Origin of the sequence: Paenibacillus algicola (genome assembly GCF_005577435.1) — a bacterium.
GTDB classification, from domain to species: Bacteria; Bacillota; Bacilli; order Paenibacillales; family Paenibacillaceae; genus Paenibacillus_AQ; species Paenibacillus_AQ algicola.
Genome location: NZ_CP040396.1, coordinates 518504 through 542046, shown reverse-complemented (window position 1 = coordinate 542046; position 23543 = coordinate 518504). Strand labels below are relative to the sequence as shown.

20 protein-coding genes are annotated in these 23543 nt (G+C 55.0%); 5 read left to right on the top strand and 15 right to left on the bottom strand.

Annotated elements, in window-relative coordinates:
* Positions 1-863 precede the first annotated feature (863 nt).
* A complete protein-coding gene (locus E6C60_RS02440; protein ID WP_175415156.1) occupies positions 864-1805 on the top strand; it encodes a hypothetical protein in 942 nt (313 codons plus the stop codon).
* A gap of 213 nt (positions 1806-2018) precedes the next feature.
* Here the strand turns inward: E6C60_RS02440 and E6C60_RS02435 are convergent, their stop codons facing one another.
* Positions 2019-3083, bottom strand: a complete 1065-nt coding sequence (locus tag E6C60_RS02435) for a lactonase family protein (RefSeq protein ID WP_138224300.1) — start codon at positions 3081-3083, stop codon at positions 2019-2021.
* 210 nt (positions 3084-3293) lie between these two features.
* Between E6C60_RS02435 and E6C60_RS02430 the strand changes: the two genes are divergently transcribed.
* Together E6C60_RS02430 and E6C60_RS02425 are read left to right on the top strand one after the other, a co-directional pair.
* Complete coding sequence (locus E6C60_RS02430) at positions 3294-4460, top strand: copper amine oxidase N-terminal domain-containing protein (protein WP_175415155.1); 1167 nt, start codon at positions 3294-3296, stop codon at positions 4458-4460.
* Between the two features lie 146 nt (positions 4461-4606).
* Complete coding sequence (locus tag E6C60_RS02425) at positions 4607-5038, top strand: hypothetical protein (protein ID WP_138224298.1); 432 nt, start codon at positions 4607-4609, stop codon at positions 5036-5038.
* Positions 5039-5092: 54 nt separating this feature from the next.
* Here E6C60_RS02425 and E6C60_RS02420 read toward each other — a convergent pair whose 3' ends face one another.
* From E6C60_RS02420 to E6C60_RS02410, 3 genes are all read right to left on the bottom strand, one after another.
* The gene (locus E6C60_RS02420; RefSeq protein ID WP_138224297.1) at positions 5093-6517 is read right to left on the bottom strand and encodes a hypothetical protein; all 1425 of its coding nucleotides are present in this window, start codon (positions 6515-6517) and stop codon (positions 5093-5095) included.
* A complete protein-coding gene (locus tag E6C60_RS02415) occupies positions 6510-7043 on the bottom strand; it encodes a sigma-70 family RNA polymerase sigma factor (RefSeq protein WP_138224296.1) in 534 nt (177 codons plus the stop codon). The genes E6C60_RS02420 and E6C60_RS02415 overlap by 8 nt, the downstream gene beginning before the upstream one ends.
* 85 nt (positions 7044-7128) lie before the next feature.
* Positions 7129-7323 (bottom strand): hypothetical protein, encoded by a 195-nt coding sequence (locus tag E6C60_RS02410; protein ID WP_138224295.1) that lies wholly within the window; start codon positions 7321-7323, stop codon positions 7129-7131.
* A gap of 215 nt (positions 7324-7538) precedes the next feature.
* Between E6C60_RS02410 and E6C60_RS02405 the strand changes: the two genes are divergently transcribed.
* Positions 7539-8252 carry an MBL fold metallo-hydrolase gene (locus tag E6C60_RS02405; protein ID WP_407669128.1) on the top strand — a complete coding sequence of 238 codons (714 nt, stop codon included), beginning with the start codon at positions 7539-7541 and terminating at the stop codon, positions 8250-8252.
* Positions 8253-8406: 154 nt separating this feature from the next.
* Positions 8407-8850 (top strand): CcdC family protein, encoded by a 444-nt coding sequence (locus tag E6C60_RS02400; protein ID WP_138227588.1) that lies wholly within the window; start codon positions 8407-8409, stop codon positions 8848-8850.
* A gap of 140 nt (positions 8851-8990) precedes the next feature.
* Here the strand turns inward: E6C60_RS02400 and E6C60_RS02395 are convergent, their stop codons facing one another.
* The 11 genes from E6C60_RS02395 to E6C60_RS02345 form a co-directional block, all read right to left on the bottom strand.
* Positions 8991-10457 carry an MASE4 domain-containing protein gene (locus E6C60_RS02395; RefSeq protein ID WP_138224294.1) on the bottom strand — a complete coding sequence of 489 codons (1467 nt, stop codon included), beginning with the start codon at positions 10455-10457 and terminating at the stop codon, positions 8991-8993.
* A 130-nt stretch (positions 10458-10587) separates the two neighbouring features.
* A complete protein-coding gene (locus E6C60_RS02390) occupies positions 10588-11604 on the bottom strand; it encodes an NADP-dependent oxidoreductase (RefSeq protein WP_138224293.1) in 1017 nt (338 codons plus the stop codon).
* A gap of 128 nt (positions 11605-11732) precedes the next feature.
* Positions 11733-12863: an MBL fold metallo-hydrolase gene (locus E6C60_RS02385; RefSeq protein ID WP_138224292.1), complete on the bottom strand. Its 1131-nt coding sequence runs from the start codon at positions 12861-12863 to the stop codon at positions 11733-11735.
* Positions 12864-12921: 58 nt separating this feature from the next.
* The gene (locus tag E6C60_RS02380; RefSeq protein ID WP_138224291.1) at positions 12922-13491 is read right to left on the bottom strand and encodes a sulfurtransferase TusA family protein; all 570 of its coding nucleotides are present in this window, start codon (positions 13489-13491) and stop codon (positions 12922-12924) included.
* An 82-nt stretch (positions 13492-13573) separates the two neighbouring features.
* Positions 13574-14059, bottom strand: coding sequence for a DsrE/DsrF/DrsH-like family protein (locus tag E6C60_RS02375; protein WP_138224290.1), 486 nt, complete (start codon positions 14057-14059; stop codon positions 13574-13576).
* 94 nt (positions 14060-14153) lie between these two features.
* Entirely contained in the window at positions 14154-14384 is a 231-nt protein-coding gene (locus E6C60_RS02370) for a sulfurtransferase TusA family protein (RefSeq protein ID WP_138224289.1), read from the bottom strand.
* A gap of 124 nt (positions 14385-14508) precedes the next feature.
* Entirely contained in the window at positions 14509-14769 is a 261-nt protein-coding gene (locus E6C60_RS02365; RefSeq protein WP_138224288.1) for a metal-sensitive transcriptional regulator, read from the bottom strand.
* Positions 14770-14987: 218 nt separating this feature from the next.
* Positions 14988-17423, bottom strand: coding sequence for an EAL domain-containing protein (locus E6C60_RS02360; protein WP_138227587.1), 2436 nt, complete (start codon positions 17421-17423; stop codon positions 14988-14990).
* A gap of 15 nt (positions 17424-17438) precedes the next feature.
* On the bottom strand, positions 17439-19004 hold the full coding sequence (locus E6C60_RS02355) for a methyl-accepting chemotaxis protein (RefSeq protein ID WP_138224287.1): 1566 nt from the start codon (positions 19002-19004) through the stop codon (positions 17439-17441).
* A gap of 142 nt (positions 19005-19146) precedes the next feature.
* Positions 19147-20283 (bottom strand): response regulator, encoded by a 1137-nt coding sequence (locus E6C60_RS02350; protein ID WP_175415154.1) that lies wholly within the window; start codon positions 20281-20283, stop codon positions 19147-19149.
* Complete coding sequence (locus tag E6C60_RS02345; protein ID WP_233281203.1) at positions 20261-23410, bottom strand: hybrid sensor histidine kinase/response regulator; 3150 nt, start codon at positions 23408-23410, stop codon at positions 20261-20263. The genes E6C60_RS02350 and E6C60_RS02345 overlap by 23 nt, the downstream gene beginning before the upstream one ends.
* Positions 23411-23543 lie beyond the last annotated feature (133 nt).

Here is a 23543-nt window from a genome sequence, read left to right as displayed (position 1 = left end):
TCGCTTCTTCATGAATCCTTTTCCGGCCTCGGCCTTGTGATAGCAGCTTTCTTAAATACTTAGCCCTCTTCTTTTCCTTTCAAACGCTTTGAGCTGATTTCACAGCACCCCTTCTGTAACCCCAAAGCGACAAAAAAAGCACCCGTCCTCTCCATCCCCTCCCCCCTGCAGACACCATGCCTGATCGGCGGATGACGCTGCAGTATGCTGTGGGAATGGTTAAGAACGAATGCTTCTATCGTATACGCTCTTCCTGCATTTGCCCAGCATTCCTGCTGGCTAAGCGGCAAGAAGGAGAAGCAGCACATAGCCGACGGTCAGCTTTGCCCGCTGTACAGGCGCTTTAGAAACCGTAACCTGATTCATTCTCGTTCCCCCTTTATGAGCAGCTTTATTTGTATACTTGCGTTTATTTTTTTCTTATAACCAATAATGTTTCCTTAATGCAAATTATAAGGGATGGAAAACGTCCTCGCAAGTCTTTTTTCGCCAAAAACAAGCCTATTTCTTGCTTCCATCAGCGACAATTCCGCATCCAGGGGATGTTGTCCCGAATGGTTCGCATAGTAACAGGTCGCGCATTTTCTAAGCAGCATGAAGGACGGGATAACCCCCGCCAATCGGCGGCCGCGAGCCGGTGTACTGCCGAGCCTCCGCACTGTGCCTGGCTCCATCGCGGCAAGCCTATAAAGCCCGGAGCCCTTCGCCATTTATATGACCAGCATCGAGGGAGAACATCCCCTCTGCCACGCCCGGCGCGTCACGGTATGACCTTTATGGGTATTTCATTACACTGTGCCTGTCTTGAAATCATGTTCTTCTTATGCAATAGTGAAATGTAGAATATGTAAGGAGGGATTGGCTTGTCCCTTGCGGAATGGATTGACGGTTTTTTTGGCTCTATAGAAGGGCTGCTTGCAGTCCTGCTTGCCGCTGCAGTGTTTCTTGGCTTATACATATATACCTCCTCCCGGCTGCAGGCCGAACGAACCGAAGCGCTGGAGCGGATCCGGCAATCCCTGACCTTGTATACGCAGCTGGCCGGACCGCTCTCTGCAGCTGTTAACCGGCTGGATCACGACCCGGAAGCAGACGGGCAGCTGGCCGCTCTCCTGCTGGAATGCAAGGCGGCTGACCGCCTGACTCCGCAGCTGCTGGAGCAGATCAACGCGTACCTGAAGGACCGGGATCACGCCCGTCTGCCCCGGCTTAGCCGGTCCCTTGAATCCGAGATGAACGCTCTCGTAGCGGAACGCGGGGAAACCCTGCGCCGCCTGGAGACTCCAGGCTTCGGACTTGGACTCTGGCTGCTCCTGAAGCCGGCGGTTCCCGGCCTGCTGTTTCTGGCGGTAGTGCTCCTGAGCTCCGCCCTGATCACCCGGCTGCGGGAGCCGTCCAGCTGGACACAGCCGGAGCTCTGGCTGCTGTGGCTGTCCTCCATGCTGGCTGCGCTGTCCGTGTACCGGCTCCTGATGGATGCCCGGCGCGGGCTTCCCGGATCACTCTTTTACGGACTTCATCTGCTCATTGCAGCGGCGGCTCTGCCTTTGTTCTTTTGGCCCGAGGCGGCATACTATACGCTGGCATCGCAGCTGATGCTCTATGCCGCCGGCTTCTGGTTTCAATCGGCTCCATCGCGCAAGGAAAGGCCTTACGCCGGTCACCCCGAGCTGCTGGAGCAGTTCCGCGAGCGCACCTCTGCTTCTCCGGAAGCTGAAGGCAACGCCGCCGGGGAGCCGGTTCGCCGTGCACCGGAGCCACGAACTCCGCGCCGCGGCAAAGCGCGCCGAAGCCCGAAGAGCTAGCGACGGCACAGGTCGCGCTGCTCGCAGCGCACCTCGATACCGCAGGCAGGATCTCGCGCCCTCACACAACGCAGGCAGGATCTCACGTCCGCACATAACACCGGCACGATCTCACGTCCGTACAACGCAGACAGGCAGATGAGCAACGCTCATCTGCCTGTCTTTTCAACTTGCCCTGGCACCTCCACGCTTGCCGTTAAACATCACGAGAGCTTATGCCTTCACCGCCGGCAAGACGCATACGGGATGCGGCAGCTCCAGGCTGAAGCCGGTCTCTTCCAATCGTCCGCTGTCGGAATGAATGCGGTAGGAGACGATGCAGTTGCTGTCCTGGTTGGCTGACAGCAAATACCCGCCCGGCACGAGAGTAAAGTGACGCGGCGTTTTTCCGCCGGAGGACACCCAGTTTACGGCTGACAGCATGCCGCTGTCCTCGTCGATGTTCATCTGCACCAGGCTGTCATGTCCCCGATTGGATGCGTACAGAAAACGGCCGCAAGGCGATATCGCAAGCTGCGCTGCTGTATTTTCCTCCATCACAACATCAGTGGGCAATGTGGACGTATGCTGCATCGTCTTTAAATCGCCGAAGGTGGAGTCGTAGGCGAAGAACGTAACGGTATTATTCAGCTCGTTAATGGCATACATCCATCTCCCGTTCGGATGAAAAGCGACATGGCGCGGGCCTGAGCCGGGAGGCATTTTGACTTCACGGTGGGTGACCAGCTTGCCCTCCTCCAGCCGGTACATATTGATGCTGTCCATCCCAAGGTCACAGACAATGACATACTCCTGGTTCGGATCCTGGAACACCGAATGCGGATGGGCCTCCGACTGGCGGTCATCCCGCTCCCCGCGGCCGCTGTGGCGAATGAGGGAGGACAGCTCCCCCAGGGCGCCGTCTTGTTGCAGCTCCAGTACCGAAATATGTCCGTCCCCATATCCTGTAGTGAACAGATATTTCCCGTCTCCCGAGCGTGACACATGGCATGCACCGGAAGAGTCGGTGCTCTTGCGGTTCAGCTCCTCCAGCTTCTGCGTCTGCGGATCGGCCGCATATGCAATCACCTCGCTGTGCTCCTGCTCACTGGCAGCATACAATACATTGTTTAGGGCGTCCCAGTCCAGAAACGTCGGATTCGTAACGCCGGCCATACCATGAAGCGCCTTTAGCTCTCCAGTCTCCAGATTAAGAGAAGCCAAGTGGATGCTCTCCTCCTCCTTCGCCCGGTATGACCCTATGTAAACATAAATCAGGTTTTCATTATCGACTGTCATCCCTGCACACTCCTTCACGTTATGATTCATTATGTATTACCCACACGCATGTCGTGCTTACCTTCCTGCAGCTTATTTTTATGACATACTGTATATTTAATCATCCCAAGTATTTCTTTTACAGATAGTTATTGCCTAGTCGCTTGTTGTCTTGTACGATAATTCAAGCGTGACCTGCGCTGAATATTATCGAAAAGGGGAATGCAATCCATGTTCAAAAAGAGAATAGGGCTGCTCGTTGCTGTGCTCCTGCTGCTCCTGGGCAGTACGGTACAACCGGCTCCGGCCCACGCCCAAAGCTCTGTCACCGTTCTGTTGGACGGCAAAGCGGTCTCCTTTCAGTCCGCTCCCGTGATCAAGAACGGAGTCACCTTCGTTCCGTTCCGCCCGCTGTTCGAGGCGCTCGGCTACAAGGTCAGCTGGAGCTCCGCCTCCAAAAAGGTGACAGGCTCCTTCCTGGACCAGCAGCTGGAAATGAAGGCAGGCTCTACTCAAGTCTCCGTCAACGGAAAGACGACAGCCCTGCAAGCTGCGCCGTATATTGCCGGTGGCAGTACGCTGGTGCCGCTGCGCTTCGTGGCTGAATCTACCGGATATCCGGTAAAATGGGATGCCAAGAGCCGTAACATCCTCATTGACCGCCAATCAGCTTTTGCCAAAGCCAGTGTCGAGATCAAGAAGCTCTATGCTGACATGGCAGCGGCTGTCACCCGCGGGGACTACAAGGCTGCCCTCACTGCAATTCATCCCAATTCTCCGCATATCAACAGCTACATCATGAGCTATGACAATATGGCCACCCGAAGCGGCAAGCAGAGCGCTTATGTGTCGGACGTACAGGTGATTGGCAGTGTTGCCGTTGCCACGGTCGTGAAGACCCAGGTGCGTACTGGCGGGCCTTTTGACTGGGATTATACCATTGCGAAGCAAATGATCCTGAAGCCGGACGCCGCCGGTGCCTGGAAAGAATACGACAGCTTGAATGACGAGGTATTCGTGCACGTGCCGGATGGTCTGATCGAAGCCCGGCCTGCGGTAGAGGCAGCCGACAAGCTGGCGCTGGAGAACGTGCTGAAGCAATATACACAAGCCTTCAACCAGAAGGATCTCAAGGCCGTCCGTTCCTTTGTAGTTCCGGACTCCCCTTACGACTATGAGGTTGTTACAGCTGCCGAGGAAGGCTTCTTCCAGCTTGACTTCACCCTGGAATCCGTGCCGGTGGCTGTCGTGCATTACGATGAGCAGGATGCGGTACTGCTCGTGAAAGAAATCTTTGACGAAGACGGCGAGAAGAGTGCAGCCGAGCTGCTGTACTGGTTCAAGCAGGAGAGCGGCACCTGGCGAATTGCTGAAGTGCTGTTCGTTGAAGAGGAATAGCTGCGGCGGATGGCAATCGTTTTTTGGACAGGGAGTTCAGGTCGGTCTGAACCGGGAATGCCTTGCACCGTGGGTCTTTGGGCCAAGGTTTGGGTAAAAGGTTAGCATTGAGAGAGGTGCACGCTACCCAAGGAGGCTAAATTGCGATGAATATAGAATCCGAGATCCAGGTTCGTTTTCCTTGCCGCCAATGTCAGGACAGCATTCAGGTCAGCTTCACCCAAGAACAGCTTGCCCATGTCCAATGTACACAATGCGGCTATGATTATACATTGATGAAGCCAGCCATTGGTGAAGAGATTTTGCTCGACTGGGAACAGGAGGCGGCCTATCAGAGGCTTCGCGCCGAAAAAACCGAGCAGGACAAGCTCGCCCTGATGTCTCTGGTGATCAAGGTGATCGAGCTGCTCACCTGGCGCGATGAAGGCAGCGGTCATATCCGCGCCCTGGAGACACTGCGGCAGTGGCTGCTGCTGAACGGCGTACCCAAGCCGTTAATTGAGCTGCTAGACGCCAAGGCTCCCATCCCCTACGAGATGATCCAGCGGGAGATGAGCAAGCCGCAGAGCCAGGTATAAGCTCTGCCATAACATAGAAGCCGTACCGCAGGATGCAGCATCTTTGCGGTACGGCTATTGGCTATTGCTGCGCTTTATGATCTTAACGGATGGGAAGCCCATCGGCTGCTTCATGACCTGAGTCTGCCCCCCCAGCTCGAACACTAACGGTCCCTTGTATGCCTGTGGCTCAATGTGCACCTCAAACGTCGTTACCGGATACTCATTTCCATTCGAGCCGCTATAGGAGCGGCTGATTGCCGTACCGACTACGTCGTAGGCTTTGCCGGTTCCATCCTTGAATATGTAGTCAACATACAATCCTCTCGACTCCTGCTGACTCTCATATTCAAAAGTGAGCGTATATACCTTCTCACCGTTCACATGCTCATTACTCCGGTATCCACTGTATGTCATTCTGCCATATTCAGTTCTGACGGGCTCCATCTGCCCTTTTTCCAGATCCACAATCAGCTTTGGACGTAATGCCGCAGGGACGCTCAGGCCTTGAGCTGTAAGCGTAATGGACCGCGCCTGCAGCAGACGGGGATCTTCAAAATAATAGCTCTTGCTGCCCTCATCATCCGGTCCAGCGGCAAACATACTCGTTAAAGACGACAAAGCCCCGCTTCCTTCGACAATCTCCAGTGACATCCTCTCTAATTCAACCCCATTGCTGGTGTTCTGAGATCCCGCCGTCGTATGGATCACTGCTCCCGTTGCGGATAGAACCGCTTCACGGATCGTTACCTGCTGCCCCCCTGCTTCCACGCTGTGCTCCAAAGGAATGATGCGCGTGAGCTTCAGAACCGCTTCCAGGTCCAGCTTCAGCGGAATCTGAAGCGTAAACGCATTGGAGACTTCCCCGCCGTAACGGGCTTCGGGAGAATCGGGAGCCAGAACCGCTTCAAAGACCAGGCTTTCCGGGAAGGTTTGGCTTAGTAGAAGCACAAAACTCACTTCAAACATATGAGATCCTCGGGGTACAAGCTCCCCGCCTCCTATAAAGGAGCTGTTTAAAACCGGCTCGTCGCTCAGCGCATTCTTCATCGCGGTATTCATGACCACGGCCTGTTTGCTGAAGTCGTGCTCCACCGTGTAGATGACCTTAATCATATGAGTGCCGGTAATGACGCCCACAACGGTCAGGCTGTAGCCGCCGGCCTCCGCTGATTGTCCAGCATGCTGAATGAGCCCCAGCTCGCTATATTGCTGCAGATGGGGATACCTGGTGAAATCCATTGCCAGTGCAGGATAAGGCCCTGGCAGCCTATGCTGCTCCGCCAATTTCGGAGACGGCCCCAGTCCTGCCCACAGCATCCAGATGGCTGCAGCCAGTGCTATAGCTGCCACCAGCCCTCTCTTACGCTGTTTAGTCCGTTTCCCTCGAACCATTCCGTGCCGGACAGCTTCCTCCAGCTTCTCGTCTGTCACCTGCTCTGCTTCACTTCTGACGTGATCCATGTATTCCCGCAGCCGGGTCTCCTCCGGGTTATGCATGTCTAAAGACGCCTCCCGGCTGTACCTCAAGCTGCAACAGCTTTAAGCCCTGGTGCAGCCGGCTGTTCACTGTGTCTTCGGGGCATTTCAATACAGCAGCAATATCGGCAGCCGTCAGATCCGCAGTATACCGCAGCATCAGTACATGTCTGTACTTGGGCTTCATACGCTCCAGCCTCTGCTCCAGGTCCGAATCACGGTCACTCGTCATTTTCCCGTGATTGTCTGAATAGATTCGTTCCGAGGGAATCCCTCGTCTTCTTACCTTCTGTTCATCCGCACAGCAGCGAATCAGAATCGCGATCATCCACGGTGTGAACAGCTCCGGCTTCCGCAGCCTTCCGCACCCGGTCCAGGCGCGTTCCACCGTTTCCTGCAGCACCTTCAAAGCGTCCTCCTCGTTACGTAAATAGCTGTATGCAATGCTGTACAGCCTTCTTCTCAGCAGACTCATTAATTCGGCAAATGCAGTCTCGCTGCCTAGGCAGGCACTTCCCGCCAGGTCGCTATAGGTTCTCTCTTCCATCCTGAAGCTCCTTCCCATTCACCTCATATAAATAAGGCCACCCCTTAAAGGACAGCCTTTAATCTGCTAAGGATGATGATTTCATTCAGCGGCTCTTCTGCTTGTGCAGGCTCGTCCGGTAATGCACAACAGCGTATCCAATGCTGGAAAGCAGCAGCACGAGTGCTGTAAACCAGATGACGGGCAGGAGGTAGGGAGAATATTTGCCGGCCAGATAGAGTAAAAAAATCGTATTTCCATACAGGATCACAAGTCCTGCTGCACGATAATAAAGCTTCATCCCTATTCCCCCTAATAACCGCGTCAAATTTAACATACCATGGCATTTGTTAACAATATGTTAACTCATATGGAAGAAAATTTCACTCCATATTTGGAAAAAAATAAAACTTTATGTAATGCTCATGTTCATCACCGCCCTGTTTCTGCTTGTTTCCAAGAGTAGGAATTTGCTAGAATCAGATGATAAGAATTGAAGTAGTGAGGTGATGTTTGTTGAAAACCACAGTTCTGCATCAGGTCACTCAGCTGACATTTATGCCTCTCTTTTTTCCGGTTAATGTGTACTTGGTGGAAGAAGAGAATGGATTAACCTTGATTGACTGCGGCATGTCGTTCATGCAGCAAGGAATTACAGAAGCAGCCTTCCGCATAGGGAAGCCGATCACCACAATCCTGCTGACCCATGCTCACCCGGACCATGTCGGCGCTCTGGACGGACTGAAGCAGAGGTTTCCCGAGGCGGAGCTTGCCATCTCTGCCCGAGATGCGCTTCTGCTGCGGGGGGACACCTCACTGGCGCCCGGCGAACCAGATGCTCCGGTGAAGAACAGCCTCAAGGGTATACAGGCCGTCCCGGACCGGTTATTGAAGGACGGAGACCTGATTGCCTCCCTGCAAGCGGTAGCTTCGCCGGGACATACACCCGGTCACATGGCATTCTTAGATCGCCGCAGCGGTGTACTCATCGCCGGAGATGCCTTTCAGACGCGCGGCGGCATGGCCGTTTCCGGGGATGTCCGCTGGAATTTTCCTTTCCCCGCCTGGGCAACCTGGCACAAGGCAACCGCGCTTCACAGTGCCCGCCGGCTGAGCGATCTGCGTCCACAGGTCCTGGCCTGCGGTCATGGCAGCATGGTGCTGCAGCCATACGATGCCATGCAGCAGGTGGTCGCGAGAGCAGCATCCCGTTTTGAAGGCCATCGGTAAGTTCTCAGATCACTTCTCTCATGTTGCCGGCGATACTTCTATGATATAATGGTTTAAGCATAGAGACTGTGACATTATTCATAGAAAGAGGTCCTGAATTGTGGTGCAACTGGATTTTAACTCCCCAATTCTCCAAATAGGCTCCACGGTTGGCATGCTGGTTATGGCTCTTGCAGTTATCCTCATCCGCGTAAAAGCCAGCCATCGCCCGGTAACGGTCCGGAAGATTATTATTCCCCCGCTCGGAATGACGACCGGCTTCCTTATGTTCGTAGTACCTGAGGTTCGTATTCCCCTGCTGTGGGCCATCGTGTCCTTTCTCGTGGGCTGGTTTATTTTCTCCTATCCGCTGATTCGCGGCACGCGGTTTGAGCTGGTAGAGGGACAGGTATTTATCCAGCGCTCACGCAGCTTTGTATTCATCCTGCTGGGACTGCTTACGGTGAGGCTGCTGCTTCATACGTATATTGAGCAGCATATTTCCATTCCGCAGACCGGGGCGCTGTTCTTCCTGCTGGCCTACGGCATGATCACGCACTGGCGTGTGTCCATGTACCGGCAGTACGTCCGGATTACCGGACCGAACCCGGCAGCCTGACTTAGGCGCAGAGAGCTTCATAGCTTCATAACAGACAGAACGAAATCGTCCACGTTTCTCATCGGCCCTGCAAGGCCGCTGAAAGACGTGGACGATTTTTAGATTTGAATATGATATGCACCATGCTCACTTAATGAGCATCAGGAGGTCTTCTGGTCGTAGACGTGCATCAGCCCGTCCTCCGCCTTCGCCACCCGGTTGCGGCCGGATTCCTTGGCTCGATACAGTGCCTGATCTGCCTGCTCCAGCAGCCCATCTCCCGTGTCCTGCTCCTCTAGAACCCGGCTATGCAGGCCGACGCTGATACTGAGCAGGCTGCTGGTCCTGGACTGCTCATGCGGGAGCCCAAGACTGACGACGGCCTTCCGTGCATGCTCTCCGAATATCGCCGCCTGTTCGCTGTCACCCTTCTCCATAATGACGGCAAATTCCTCACCGCCATACCGGTAGGCTGTCGTATGCGGGAAGGTGATTGACGTCTCCATCAGCGCCCAGGCTACCCTCTTCAGAGCATGATCACCGCGCAGATGACCGTAATGGTCATTGTAGGCTTTGAAATGATCAACGTCGATCAGCAGCACTGAAAGCGGCGTTCCCTCAGCTTTGGAAGCCTGCACTGCCTTGTCCAGCTTCTCGTCAAAGGCCCGGCGGTTCGGAATGCCTGTCAGTCCATCTACCTCAGACAGGCGTGTCAGCCTCTCATTGGCTTCCTCCAGCCTCATCCGTGAACGCAATAGCTGCTCCCGGTTCCGGATGAGCCGTACATACAGCTTGTTGACCTCATACATGAGCGAGCAGATGACCACCGTGGCCGAGATCAGAGAGTTCGTGCGGGCAGCATACCAGCCCAGGCTGTAGCGGGCTCCCGAGTACAAGGTCAACGTCACATCCATTAGAAAAGCAAATACCGCTACGCTCAGCCACAAATGTAATACGCTTCTTCCTCGGTGTACCCACAATAGCAGCAGGAGTGCCACCAGATTCAAGCCCCAGACCACGGGCCCGATCCCCGACTCCAGCAGGACGCGGAAATTTCCCTTCTGGATAATCCGGGGCAGCATATCGTTCCCCAGCGTGACGAGCAGATAAAGCAGAAAGACGATACCGAGCACCAGCAGCACCGCGATCAGCCCCGCCGTCTTGATCCGCTTGACGGCTACCGGGGAAGCCGACTTCCGTCCGCTCCACAGGTACAGCAGAATGCCAATGGGAAACCCGCCATGCCACAGCACCCACAGCCATACTGCGCTCTGATCCCCCGCTCCGATAAGTCCTGTTTCCGAGAACACGCCCGGAAAGGTAAGAATATGGGGAATGGTAATTAATGCGGTATATAAATAGGTACAAGAAAGGACCAGCAGCGGCAGCGACCGTGTGGCCCGAAATTGACTGAATAGCAAATAAGACGTCAGAAAGTCACCCAGCACAAACCAGGAAATGAATCCCGGCAGGAATGGCTTGATTTCGATCAGCATCCGGGAGCCGAAGGGCAGGACGAGAAGGGACACCACAAAAATAGACAGGGCTACCCAAATCGCAACACGCTTCTGCGTGCTGCCCGATGGGATGTGGAGCAGCTGATGGGATTCTCTTGTGATCTCAAGCATGGGCAACGACCGCACTTTCTATCTCAATAGATTGGAATTTAAAGTATCAATTTATACGATTTTTCGTCAAAAAACAAGCCCTTTTCTACACCATCTTGCAATTGGTAAAAAAGGGCTTGGGACCTTTGGATTATTCTGTGATTTCGCTAACCTTTACCAGCTGCTTGCCGAGATTATCACCCGTAAACAGCCCAAGAAATGCCTCCACGGTATGCTCAAAGCCGTCCACAATGTGCTCAGCGTGCTGAAGCTGTCCGCTTTGGAGCCAGCCCGCAAGCTCCGGCAAGGCTTTGCCAAATTCCGCGGCATAATCGCCGACGAGAAAGCCCTTCATGAGCGCCGTATTTTTGAGAAGCTGGGTCTGCATCCGCGGACCGTTATCCGGCTGTTGAAGATTATAGAGAGCAATCTGGCCGCAGATCGGAATTCTTGCATTCTTGTTCAGCAGGGACAGCACCGCGTCAGAGATCTCTCCGCCTACATTGTCGAAGTAGACGTCGACGCCATTGGGGCAGGCTTGCTCCAGAGCGCTTTGCAGATTCGACTCTGTCCGGTAATTCAGGGCGGCATCAAAGCCCAGCTCCTGAACCAGATAGTTATTCTTCTCGTCCGAGCCGGCAATGCCGACCACGCGGGCGCCTTTAATCTTGGCAATCTGCCCTACAATCATCCCCACCGCACCGGCGGCACCGGAGACAACCACCGTCTCGCCTTCCTTCGGCTGCCCGATATCCAGCAGTCCGAAATAAGCGGTGAGCCCTGTCATGCCCAGCACACCCAGCGCCGTCGAGACCGGAGCGAGTTCAGGGTCAACACGACGCAGCGTGTCGGTAGCTGCCGCGGCATAGCGCTGCCAGCCCCACAGGCCGGCTACAATATCTCCCTGCTTCCACTCGGGATCTGTAGACTCCATAATCTGCCCGATGCTGCCGCCCTTTATAACGTCTCCCAGCTCATACGGAGCCGCGTAGCTTTTGGCAGAGCTCATACGTCCCCGCATATAAGGATCAACCGATACATACAGCGTCCTCACCAGCACCTCACCAGCCTGGGGTACCGGAAGCTGCTCCTCCTGAATCGAGAAGTCCTCTGCTGTCGGCATACCTTCGGGACGATTTGTAAGAATGATTTTTTCGTTTACAGACATGTTTGTCCGCCTCCTTTATTACGCTGCCGATCCAGCTGCTGCATCGGCGGCGTTCTCAGCCCAGTGCTGCACCCTGTATTTATACCCCATTTTGCCGGATCATAATAATACTGCGCTATTACATCTGCCTATGATCTCACTGCACAGCGGTTAGGTCCAATCTCCATCTCCCGCTCGCGGTCCGGCGCTGCGTCAAGTCTTCCCATGTTTCTCTGGCGAATCTCTTCATAGCTGTTCGGCTGGGCAGGCAGGTTCTGACTGACCAAGGACATAAATTCATCGGAATCCTTCAGGTTCAGCCCGTGATTCTCGCGGTACAGCTGGCCCAGACTTCTTGCGACCGTGCCGTCCTCATTCAGCTCATCCACGTTCATATAGTGAGCCGGCAGCACAATCAGCGCTTCCGCCAGCTCTTGGTAGCGCTCGTATAGGGTGCTTCTGAGGTGCTGTGCCCATTCCCGGGCCTGGCCTGCAAGATCCGGACGACCGATGGAGTCGATAAACAGGATATCCCCGGTCAACAAGTACCGCTCATCTACAATCAAGGATGTGGAGCCGATGGTATGCCCTGGGGAGTATACAGCCTCCACCTGAGTCCCCTGCATTCCAAGCGGCAGCACCGTACCGTCAGTCAGTGCGTGGTAAGCAAAGGTGACCTCCTGCGCGTCCTCTTCAGGAAGCCAGTATGAAGCCCCGGTCTCTTGTGCCAGCCTGCGGCCGCCGGAAATATGGTCTGCATGCAAATGCGTGTCGATAACATGCGTAATCTGAATCCCCCGCTCTGCTGCAAAATCGATATACAAAGACGTCATGCGCGACGCATCCACGACAATTCCCTCATTGCCGGATATGACCATATAGGAGAGACAGCCCTTACCGTAGCGAAGAAACTGATACAGCTCCCCTCCGCCCTTCAAATCTCCGATCTTCACAGGCACCAGATGCTCACTCCAGGCCTTCATGCCGCCCTTTAAATAAGCAGCCTTTCTTCCCTGCTCCACCAGCATGTCTGCCACCATCACCGATGAGCCCTCTTTAGCGCAGACGACCAGCACTTCCTGGTCCGCGGGCAGCCGATCCACAATATCCTCCACCCCGTCCAAAAGCTCAAAGTAAGGAATATTGAGATAGGTGAAGCCTTTCCCTTCCAGCTTCCATTCCTTAAAATCGGACGGATTACGCACATCCAGAATAAACAACGGCTTTTGTTCCATGATACGTTGTGCAGCTTCTTGCAGCTCCATCGCTCTTGGTGTCACGGTTTCTTCCTCCTCTTCTCTATGAATGACATCCCCTTCAGCCGTCCTTGGCTGCAGGTTAAAGCTGGCTTCTTATATCACCGCTCCATTCCTTCATACCCGGCACGACGTTGATCACCTGCTGGAATCCTGCCCCCTTCAGCAGGACCGCCGCGAGATCACTTCGTGTTCCGCTGCGGCAGATCACATACACCGGTTTGCCCTGATCCAGCTCGCTTGAGCGGCTCTCCAGCTCCCCAAGAGGGACGGATACGGCTCCGGGGATATGGCCGAATACGTATTCCGCCGGCTCCCTCACATCCAGCAGGATGAATGGGTCGGCAGAGTCCAGCTTCTGCTCCAGCTCCGCGAGACCGCAAACCTCTGCAAACTGTCGTTCCTGCCCCTCCTCCCCCGACGCTTTGCGGAGGTAATGCTTCAGCACGCCCTCTGCTTCCACCGTCCCGAGATACTGATGCTCCATCCCTTCTGCCCAGGCCTTCATATCGGCTGTCGAGCCCGGATCTGTAGCCTGTACCTCCAGCACCCGTCCTTCCTTCAGCTCCTTCATCGCCTTTTTGGTGCGGACAATCGGCAGGGGACAAGCCAGGCCCTTGGCATCCAGCGTCATATCAATGCTCATGTTCATACCGCTCTCTCCTTTTGTACCCCCATGGGTATATTATAGTCTAAAAAAACACCTTCACACCGGGATCTTCACGTAAATGCGATCATATAAACAGATTCACGTTCCCGTCCTGCGCTTCTCCCAGATAAGCTGCAACGCCGGCGTATTCGATATCCTCCAGCAGCTCTTCCTTTTGCAGACCCAGCAGGTCCATCGTCATCGTGCAGGCAACCAGCTTCACATCCTGCTCCTTGGCCATCTCAATCAGCTGCGGCAGCGGAACCGCATTGTGCTTGCGAATGACCTCCTTGATCATTTTGGGACCCATGCCTGCAAAATTCATCCTGGAAAGGCCCATACGATCTGCCCCCCGCGGCATCATGCGCCCAAACATCCGGTCCAGCCATCCCTTCTTCCTTCCCGGCTTCACCATTTCGTCCTTGCGGAGTGTGTTGAGACCCCAGAAGGTATGAAAAATGGTCACCTCATGATCGTAAGCCGCTGCCCCGTTCGCAATAATGTACGCCGCCATGGCTTTATCGTAATCGCCGCTGAACAGAACAATGGTCGTTTTTTTCGTTGGATTCAATGGAAACGGCTCCTCCCTGTCATGAAGCTGCAATCAGCTGCACGACACTTCATCATTTTTAGTACCCCGTAGGGTATATATAAAGCTAAAAAAATTAACCCTTACGGATCAAAAACGTCAAAACACCCTTGTCTTCAGTATGCTGCAGCAGCTCATGTCCGCCGGATTTCGTCCATGCCATCATATCGCTAAGCGCTCCCTGATCCGTGGCCTGTACCTCCAGTACCTGCCCGGATTGCAGCTCCTTCATAGCTTTTTTCGTTTTGACGATCGGCATCGGGCAGGCCATGCCCTTTACGTCGAGATGGTGATGAATTGGATTCATAGATGAATGACCTCCTCAGAATTGTGTTATTTTTTTTATTATTTATAATACCCATAGGGGTATATTAAAGGACAACGCAAAGGCTGTCAACCTTTACGTGTACACACCTTCTGCGCGCCTGCACTCATCTGCTCTTGACCAGCAGGTTCACGGCTTGCTGAACGAGCTCCTCCGTGCTTTCTCCGCGCTCCTCTGCTTCCTTGACGCATTCCACCAGATTGGAGCTCACAACAACACCAATGGTGCGGTCAATGGCTGTCCTCGCGGCGGATAGCTGGGTAATGACTTCCTTGCAGTCCTTATGCTCCTCCATCATCTTCAAAATGCCGCGGAGCTGGCCTTCAATACGCTTGACCCGGTTCTTCATCTGATCATTATATTCCATCGTTCGGGCGCCTCCTCGCTATGCTTCATGCCTTGCTATATCTCCACGACCGCTGTACGCAGCCGCTGCGGGTTCCTTGAATGACCCCAATATATACCGCTAAGGGTATACTGTCAACTGTGTACTTCCTGTAAAAAGAGGCTACGGCGCACCAAAAAGCCCGCCCCTCGATGAGGAACGAGCTGTGATACAGAATACTCGTGAAGGCACCCGCTTGCTTATGCCTTGGAGGGCATCTCGCGCTGCGGTACGAAAAAGCCTTGCTCGACATCCCAAGCCGGCAGCGGTCTGCTGTAGAAATAGCCCTGAATTTTTCGGCAATCGCTTTCGGTCAGAATGTCCAGCTGTTCCTGGGTCTCAATCCCCTCTGCCACGACATCCATATTTAAGTGCTGGGCCATGGCGATGATTGTGGCCACAATCGCTTTGTCGTTGGCATTACTCGCAATGTCGCGGATAAAGGAACGGTCAATCTTCAGCTTCTGGATGGGCAGATGCTTCAGATAGCTCAGGGAGCTGTAGCCGGTCCCGAAATCGTCCAGACTGATTCGGATGCCATGCTCCGTGAGGGAATGCAGGATGCCCGTGGACACGGTAGGGTCCATCATCATGCTCTCGGTAATTTCCAGCTCCAAATACTGCGGCGGAAGCCCGGTCTCGTCCAGGATGGAGATAATAAACTCTGCCAGATTCTCCTGGTGAAACTGCTGGGAGGACAAGTTGACGGATACCGGAATGAGCGGACCTCCGGCAGTATGCCACTCCTTCATCTGGCGGCACGCCTCGCGCAGCACCCAGGAGCCCAGCTCATGGATGAGCCCCGTCTCCTCGGCAATCGGAATGAACACCCCAGGGGAGACGATTCCCCGGGTAGCGTGCTTCCATCTCACAAGCGCTTCAATGCCAATCATCTTGCTGTCGCTGGAGCGGATCTGAGGCTGATAGCACAGCATGAACTCCTCCCGCTCAAACGCCCGGCGTAAATCAGCCTCTAGCTCCATTTTTTCACGAAGCTGCTCATTAAGCTCCCGGGAATACAGCCGGTAGCCGTTCTTCCCGTTCTTCTTGACCTCATACATCGCCGTATCGGCGTTCTTGAGCAGCTGCACAGCATTGTCCCCGTCCATAGGATACACGGCGATCCCGATGCTTGCCGTGACATAGAAATCGGTATCCTTTAAGCGGTAGGGCTGGCTGATCATACGGATGATATCCTGGGCCATGACGGCCACATGTTCCTGATCGAATTCTGCATGGCTGAGGAGTGTGAATTCATCGCCGCCCATCCGGGACAATGTAACGTGGTTATCTTTCAGCGCCACCTGAATCCGGCGGCTCACCTCCTGCAGAAACATATCTCCGTAAGTGTGCCCCATGGAATCATTAATCATTTTGAACCGGTCGATATCCAGGACCATGACCGCAAACGGAGTATTCTTTTCCTGAATCTTCTCATTCAGAATCTGATGGAACCTCCGCCGGTTCGGCAGTCCGGTCAGCTCGTCATGATGCGCCTGATGCTGGATTTTTTCCTTCGAGCGCTTGTCCTCGGTAACATCGCGGGCGATGATATAATTGCCAACTACCTCTTCATTGAGCTTGACGGGGATGTTGATCACACTCAGCTCCACTCGTCGGCCATCCTGATGATAAATCGCCGTCTCGTACCGCTGGATGACGCCTTGCAAAGAGGCCAGAAACTTCATCCGGGTCTTCTCCTGCTCCTCTTCGGCAATAAAGGAAAAAATCTGATCAATCGTCTGCCGGCGCAGCCAGTCTCCGTCCAATCCGGTCAGCCTGCAGACGGCATCGTTATACTCAATAATCCGGTAATCGAGATCTACGGAAATGATGCCGTCCTGATTGTTGTCGAACAAGGACTTGTACCATTTCTCGCTGACCTCAAGCTCCGATTCTTTGCTGGAGAAGCGGTTGGATATGTAAATCCCGAACAGGGACAGTCCCAGCGTCATCAGCGTGGCTCCGGCGATCAGATAGGCGAGCAGCTTCTGATCCAGAATGACGCCGCTCTCGTTGACAGCGACACCTGGATGAAACTCTGCCGCATACATGCCGGTATAATGCATTCCCACGACCGCAGCGCCCATAATCAGGCCGCTTGCCAGCTTCTTGATCGACTCCTGCCCCTTATGTTTACTTCCGAAATACAGTGACAGCCACAGCGCAGTAATCGAGGCCACCACAGCAATCAGAATAGAGGCCGCGAACAGGAGGGGCTTGTAGGTAATGTGGATCTGCATGGCCGCCATCCCGATGTAGTGCATGGCTACAATGCCGCTGGCGAGCAGAAGTCCGCCGGCGACCAGCTTTTTACGGCCTATGGTGCCCCGGCCGACGATGAACAATGCCAGGAAGGAAGCCAGGATGACCACTACGACCGATAACAGGACGGTCAGCAGATCATAGGCAATCGGGACGGGCAGCGAGAAGGCCAGCATGCCCACGAAATGCATGGACCACACGCCCATGCCCATCGCAATCGAGCCGAACAGCAGCCAGCCCCATCGCTGCCAGCCGCTGGACTTGCTGATTCGGACGACGAACCCGAGAACGGTATAAGAAGCCACCACGGCTACAATGTAGGAAAAAACGACGAGTGCCGTATCATAGCTGCCCTGCCATGAGTGATCCATAGAATGATTCACAGCTTAAACCCCTTCCCCAGATGCTGTCTTCCGACCCGGCATGACCAGAAACCGCTGCTGCAGCGCGGCGCTAAGCTGCTTCAGCTTCAGGATCTCTTCCTCCACCTGATTTGAGAATTGTACCTGCTGATCGCACCGTGCGGCGAGCTCTTCCATAGAAACCAACCCTTCTTCAATAAATGCACTCATTTGATTCATATCACCGGCTGCGCCGGACGTTTCTCCCTGGATTGTGCTGAGCTTGCCGTCGATCGATTGCATGAAGGAGAGCACCTCTTCCATCGCGGCCTGAACCTGCTCAAAATCCTGATGGAAGGTCGCGAACTCCTGCTCTGTCTGCAGGATCGCCGCCTCGCTTTTTTCCACCTCGGCCACGGTCTCTACGGCTTCCCGGTAGATAGCTTCCATCATAGACTGGATCTCTCCAGCCGCCTTGCGGCTGTGCATGGAAAGCTTTCTCACCTCTTGGGCGACCACCGTAAACCCAGCCCCATGCTCTCCTGCCCGGGCCGCCTCTACCGCGGCGTTCAGTGACAGCAGATGCGTCTGCTCAGCCACCTCCTGGATATTGCGGGACATGGACTGTGCGGCCTCCGTCGATTGCAGCAGCAGGCTCAGCGTATTCTTGACGTGATCAGCGGAGGATCTCACCTGGCGGTTATGCTCCGCTAACTGCTGCACCTTGCTCTGGCTCTCCTTCATTTCGCGGCGCTTCCGCTCTGCGGTGGCGTTCATGACCTGCGACGCTCCATACGCCTCCAGTACCGAGGCGTTGATGGACGAGAGCCGTTCATCCATCTGATCCATCGACTGAACCTGCTCTCCCAGCCCTTGGGACATCTCGCCAGATGCGATGGAAATCTCGCCGGTCAGCTTCCGGTTACCCTCTGCCTTGCTGCTGACGAGAGACAGCGCCTCGTCCATGCTCCGGGACAGCTCTTTCGTTTCTTGAATCAAGGTCAGCAGCTGACGGGATTTCTCCTCCTTCTCCGCTTCCAGCTGCCGGTGAATGCTCTGCTTGGAACGGATCTGGAGCACCGTTGCGCTGGAGGTAAGAATCAGAAACAGGGCGTGGATCACCAGCATCAGGAACGGATAATCGCTAACGCCGAACACTAGCATCGGTACTGCGAAATAGCCACCCAGATGCTGAATCGCAAACAGGACGGTCATGATCAGCACAAGCCGGACACTTTCGTAATAGGCGATCGTGGCCAGCACCATAAAGATCGAAAAGTGAAACTCAACCGAGCCCCCGCTGCCGCTGATGATAGAAATACTGGCAAAGGTCAGGGCGGTTGCGATCACGCCCGGAAGCCATGTCGAAGAGCCCCTGCTGCGCCGGAATAAATAGATACACACCAGCCAGAGCGCCAGGGAAATTAGCAGCAGGACATTTTGCCCCGCAAGCACTGAGGGTGAGAGAACCATGGGTCCGGCATGACCGCCGTGGACGCCGGCATCATGCCGGAACGGGTTTACTAACCGGGTCATTGCAAATATCAACACATTTAAAATAACAGCAGCAGTGACAATCCATAGCATCAGCTTGTTTTTCCGCTCTAACATGAACGTATATTCTTCCTTTCATCCGCACCTTCGCGGTCTGTTTATGTACCTTTATTGTAATAAAAGGGTTTGAAACATTTCTGAAACCAAGGTGCTGATTCATTCTGCTGTATCCACTGCTGCCTGTTTGTCCCCTGCCCGCTCAGTCCAGCGAGCGGTCCTGCGAACGGCTCCAGCTGCGGAACCAGGTCTGTATTTCTTCCCGCGGCGCGGCGTCGAACTGCTCCTCCAGCATATCCTCCAGCTGTCGGTACTGGTGTTCTACCGAAAAGCGATCCTTAAGCCGGGCATAGATGAGCATGAGCTCATGATAGAACAGCTCCTCCTCCGGGAGAATGCCCTGTGCCCACCGGTATAGCTCGGCTGCCGCCTCCAAGGCCTCCTGCTGCTGATACCAGCCTGCGATGCCCTGAACGTGCTGCAGCCACTTATGCCTCAGCCTGTGACGCTCCGGTTCTGCCCAGGCATAACCGTACCGGGATAAATAATCGCCGGTATACATCTCACAGATCGACAGATGCTGGGGCAGCGTATGACTTGTAAGGGGAGGCGCCTCTCGCAGCCTTTTCTCCCAGATGTCCACGTCCAGCTCCATCCCGCCAGGGTCCAGGCGGTACCCCTCCTCGCTGTTCAGGATCTGAACAGGCAGCTGCTCGTCCTGCATCAGCTTGCGGATTTGGTATACTGCGGTGTAGAGCTGGGTGGTTCCTTTTTTCCACTCCGTCTCCGGCCACAGCTGCTCAATGATGACCTGCTTGGGCATGAGCCTGCCCCGGTGATGCAATAAATAAAGAAACAGCTCCTGAGCCTTGAAGGTCTTCCATTTCAGTGCCTGTGGACCGGCATCCCGGCGCCCAAGCTGGAAGGAGCGAAATAACTGGAGCACAGGGGCTTCAGCCGGAAGTGCAGGCGCTGTATACCGCATACAGTGCTGCAGCCGCTCCGTCAGCTTGATGAGCCGGTCTCGATAAATCGGCTTCAGCACATAGTCCTGAGCATACAGCTCAAACGCCTTGACGGCGTATTCTTCATATACCGTCACGAATACGATGAATAGCTCCGGGAGCTGCTCTCTTACCACTTCGGCCAGCTGGATCCCGCTCATTTCCGGCATTTCAATATCCAGCAGCAGCACCTGCGGCTGCAGCTTCAGGATATGCCCCAGCGCCTGCACCGGGTCCTGAAAGGTCCCAATGATATCCCAGCCGCTAATGCTTCCAAGCTCCTCTGCGAGGTGCTCCAGAGCCAGCGGCTCATCATCCACGAGAATCGCTCTCACAGCGTCCACTCCTCTCCAGCGGCAGATGGACCGACACCTCTGTCCCCTCTCCGGGCACACTGATGATACTCAGTCCCTTGCCGTAAATTCGTCTCAGCCGGGAATCAATGTTGCGGATGCCTACGCCCGAGCTTGATGTGCTTGATGTGCTTGAAGAGCCTGGAGATACAGAAGCTCCGCGCCCTTGCAGAGCCTTGCCTGCATCCATACCGACACCATTGTCGATCACCTTGATTACAATCTCTCCGGCTTCTTTATATACCTTTACCTGAACCAAGCCACCACTGGACTGCTTCATGATCCCGTGACGAACCGCGTTCTCGACCAGCGGCTGGATGGTAAGCGGCGGCAGCCGGAAGCTGTCACACTCAATGTCCAGCTCATAACGCAGCCGCTCCCTGAACCGAACCTGCTCGATGTGAAGATACGATTTGACCAGCGACAGCTCTCTTGCAAACGGACTGAGCTGCTCGGCAGGGTCAAAGCGGAAGCTGCCCCGCAGATAATTGCCGAGCTCCATCATCAGCTCCATCATTTCCCCCGGCCGGCTCTTGCTGAGCGCGGCAATGGAGTTCAGCGTATTGAAGAGGAAATGAGGCTTGATCTGTGCCTGCAAAAAAGCCAGCTCCATCTGGATCTGCTCGCCCACAGCACGCTTGAGCTCCAGCAGCGTCTGCACCCGAACCCGCAGCTCGGACGGCTCGATGGGCTTGGCCAGAAAATCATTGGCTCCCGCCTCCCTCGCCGCGATCGCATGGTTCGGGTAGCTTTTGGAGGTCAGGAGAAGAACGGGCAGCTCCGCCAGAGAATACTGCCGCCGCAGCTTCCGGCATAGCTCCAGCCCTGATAAGCCCGGCAGCGCCTTGTTCAGAATGAGCAGGTCGCTGCGAGAGATCAGTTCTGGCTGCTTCAGCACGGCTAACCCATCCCTCGCGGTCATGACGTGATGTCCATCCAGCTCCAGCAGCCTTTTCACAATCACAACATTCATCTCATCCTCATCCACCAGGAGAATGCTGCCCCCGCGCTGAGGCTCACGGCTCCAAGAAAGCCATCCGTCTTTCTGTATGCTCTCGCTTGCCGGAAGAGATTGCATCATCGGATCCCGGAGGATTTCAGGCGACGGTCTTCCGGCCTCAGAGGCCTCAATATGTTCCACTTGTTTCCATACTGGCGGCTGAGGAGCTTGCGGCAAAGGCTCTGCATCCTCCGGTGCCCGGAGAAGCGTCAAGTCCATGTCCAAGCCGTTCTCGCGGAAATCGAGGCTTGCCTCGTGCAGGCCGGTCAGCTGCTTCAACAGCAGGAGTCCAAGCTGCTGACTCTGGCTGGCTTCATCCCATGGCTGCTCCTCTTCCCATGCCTTGCGAAACTGGGCGTGAGCAGCAGCCGCACCACTACCGGACAACGAGATCCGCAGCACCGCCTGATCCCCGGCTTCTTGCGCCTGCAGCGTCATTGCACCGCCGTCCATCTTCCGGTTAAGCAGTCTCAGCAGGATCCCGAGCAGCTGTACCAGCCGCTTCTCGTCAGCCTGAACGTACAGGGAGCGCGGCACCTCCTGACAGACCACCTCACCGTGGCCGTGCAGCGGCTGGGACAGCTCATGCAGCCGCTGCTCCATAACCTCCTCCAGCACCCGGGACAGGCGTACCGGGCGCAGCTGAAGCGCTAAGTCTCCCCCGCGAAGCCGGCTTACATCGACGGCTTCATTCATCAGCTCTGTCGCTGACCAGCCGATCGCCGTTATCAGCCGGAGATCACTTTGCAGCTCCGGCATCAGCGGTTCAGGGCCATGTAGTCTGGCGTTCGCCACACTAAGGATCGTCTGGATCGGAGTGTGAAGCTGCTGGGAAATGCCCAACAGAAGCTGATCCTTCCGCATGTCTGCTTCTCTCCACTCCCGGATGGAATGACGGGCTTGCCGATAAACCCGGAAGAACTGCAGTACCAGAAGCATGGTCATCATCATGCTGAAGCCCAGAACCTGTCCGAAATAGAGCGGCTCTGAAATGTCGTATCCCAGAATGCGGAGCATGTTCAGCAGAGAGAGGGCGGCAAACATACAGAATGCCAAAAACTCAAACCTTGCCTGCTGTTCCCCTTGCTTCATAGCTGCAACCAGCAGCGCCAGCACAAGCCCGTGAATCAGCGTTGATATCAACAGCCAAAGCCATAACAGCGTCGTCGTCACAGAGGTCGGAAGGATCAGCACACCGACAACGAATGCCAAAGATACCCCCAGAATACGGGTCCGCCACATGTGAACCGCCAGATATTCATACCGGCTGCTAACATATAGAAACAAAAAAATGACAATGCCGATGGAGCCCGCCCAGTGAATAGGAATCACGTGTCCGCTCTCCACCGAGGGCCACAGAACGTAAATCCAGCGGTATCCCTGCATCATCGTCACGAGCATATTACAGACAAAAAAACAGGCCAGATAGAAATAGCCGCCGCCGCGGGCATGGGCATGAATGACGCCGAACAGCAGCGCAAACAGCGCAAAGGCGACCAGAATGCCGAATTCAAACGCGGCCTGCTGCTGCAGCTTCCGGTCAACTCCGGCGGATGGTCCCATTTCAATCGCCTGAATGATGCCGCCGCTAACCGCATGGTCATAGTTAGACACCTGGATCAGCAGCTCCATAACGCCTTCGCGGTCCTTGACGTCTGTGGCGTAGGGCCGCACCTGTCCGACGTGGCCTTTCTCGCTTAAGGCCACCTCGCCATCGTCACCTGCCAGTGTGCCGTTGACGTACACTCGGTGCGCACTGCGAATGAGCGGCACGAGCAATGATTGCGGACCTGCCCGCTCTGGCTCCAGCAGAATGCTCAGGCGAAACGTGCCTGAGGTCAGCGCGCTGCCGCCGGGTTGTTTCCAGTTCCCTGGCACCTTCTGAATCTCAGGCTCCAGCACGGCATGGGCGGGATTGTCCAGCAGCTCGCCCGGATAGAACTCCCACTCCCCTTTCAGCGGGATGATCTCCTGCCCAAGACCCTCCCACGACCTCAGATCGAGCGTACCCTGCTCCGCCGCCGGAGGGGGATCTGTATCTATAAAGCTGATTATATTTACGATGGTCAGCAGCACCAGCAGTGCTGCCGTGAATCCCGTCCATTTCACATTGTTCAAGGCGGTTTCCTCCAGTATGTACGGGAAGTCTGTCTCTTTTGTATCGGTCAGTAACCTTAAATTTTTGGTACCTTTCAGCAAATCTTCATGTTGTATATTTAAGGAAACGGGTAATTTTATAAAA

What these genes read in the sequence shown, in the direction of transcription:
- E6C60_RS02420 (WP_138224297.1), bottom strand. Translation starts at nt 6,517, where the DNA reads ATGCATAACCCGGAGGAGACCCGGCTGCGGGAATACATGGATCACGTC.
- E6C60_RS02370 (WP_138224289.1), bottom strand. Translation starts at nt 14,384, where the DNA reads ATGAATCCAATTCATCACCATCTCGACGTAAAGGGCATGGCCTGCCCG.
- E6C60_RS02360 (WP_138227587.1), bottom strand. Translation starts at nt 17,423, where the DNA reads ATGGATCACTCATGGCAGGGCAGCTATGATACGGCACTCGTCGTTTTT.
- E6C60_RS02390 (WP_138224293.1), bottom strand. Translation starts at nt 11,604, where the DNA reads ATGTCTGTAAACGAAAAAATCATTCTTACAAATCGTCCCGAAGGTATG.
- E6C60_RS02435 (WP_138224300.1), bottom strand. Translation starts at nt 3,083, where the DNA reads ATGACAGTCGATAATGAAAACCTGATTTATGTTTACATAGGGTCATAC.
- E6C60_RS02355 (WP_138224287.1), bottom strand. Translation starts at nt 19,004, where the DNA reads ATGTTAGAGCGGAAAAACAAGCTGATGCTATGGATTGTCACTGCTGCT.
- E6C60_RS02400 (WP_138227588.1), top strand. Translation starts at nt 8,407, where the DNA reads ATGCTGGTTATGGCTCTTGCAGTTATCCTCATCCGCGTAAAAGCCAGC.
- E6C60_RS02425 (WP_138224298.1), top strand. Translation starts at nt 4,607, where the DNA reads ATGAATATAGAATCCGAGATCCAGGTTCGTTTTCCTTGCCGCCAATGT.
- E6C60_RS02365 (WP_138224288.1), bottom strand. Translation starts at nt 14,769, where the DNA reads ATGGAATATAATGATCAGATGAAGAACCGGGTCAAGCGTATTGAAGGC.
- E6C60_RS02415 (WP_138224296.1), bottom strand. Translation starts at nt 7,043, where the DNA reads ATGGAAGAGAGAACCTATAGCGACCTGGCGGGAAGTGCCTGCCTAGGC.
- E6C60_RS02430 (WP_175415155.1), top strand. Translation starts at nt 3,294, where the DNA reads ATGTTCAAAAAGAGAATAGGGCTGCTCGTTGCTGTGCTCCTGCTGCTC.
- E6C60_RS02410 (WP_138224295.1), bottom strand. Translation starts at nt 7,323, where the DNA reads ATGAAGCTTTATTATCGTGCAGCAGGACTTGTGATCCTGTATGGAAAT.
- E6C60_RS02395 (WP_138224294.1), bottom strand. Translation starts at nt 10,457, where the DNA reads ATGCTTGAGATCACAAGAGAATCCCATCAGCTGCTCCACATCCCATCG.
- E6C60_RS02380 (WP_138224291.1), bottom strand. Translation starts at nt 13,491, where the DNA reads ATGAACATGAGCATTGATATGACGCTGGATGCCAAGGGCCTGGCTTGT.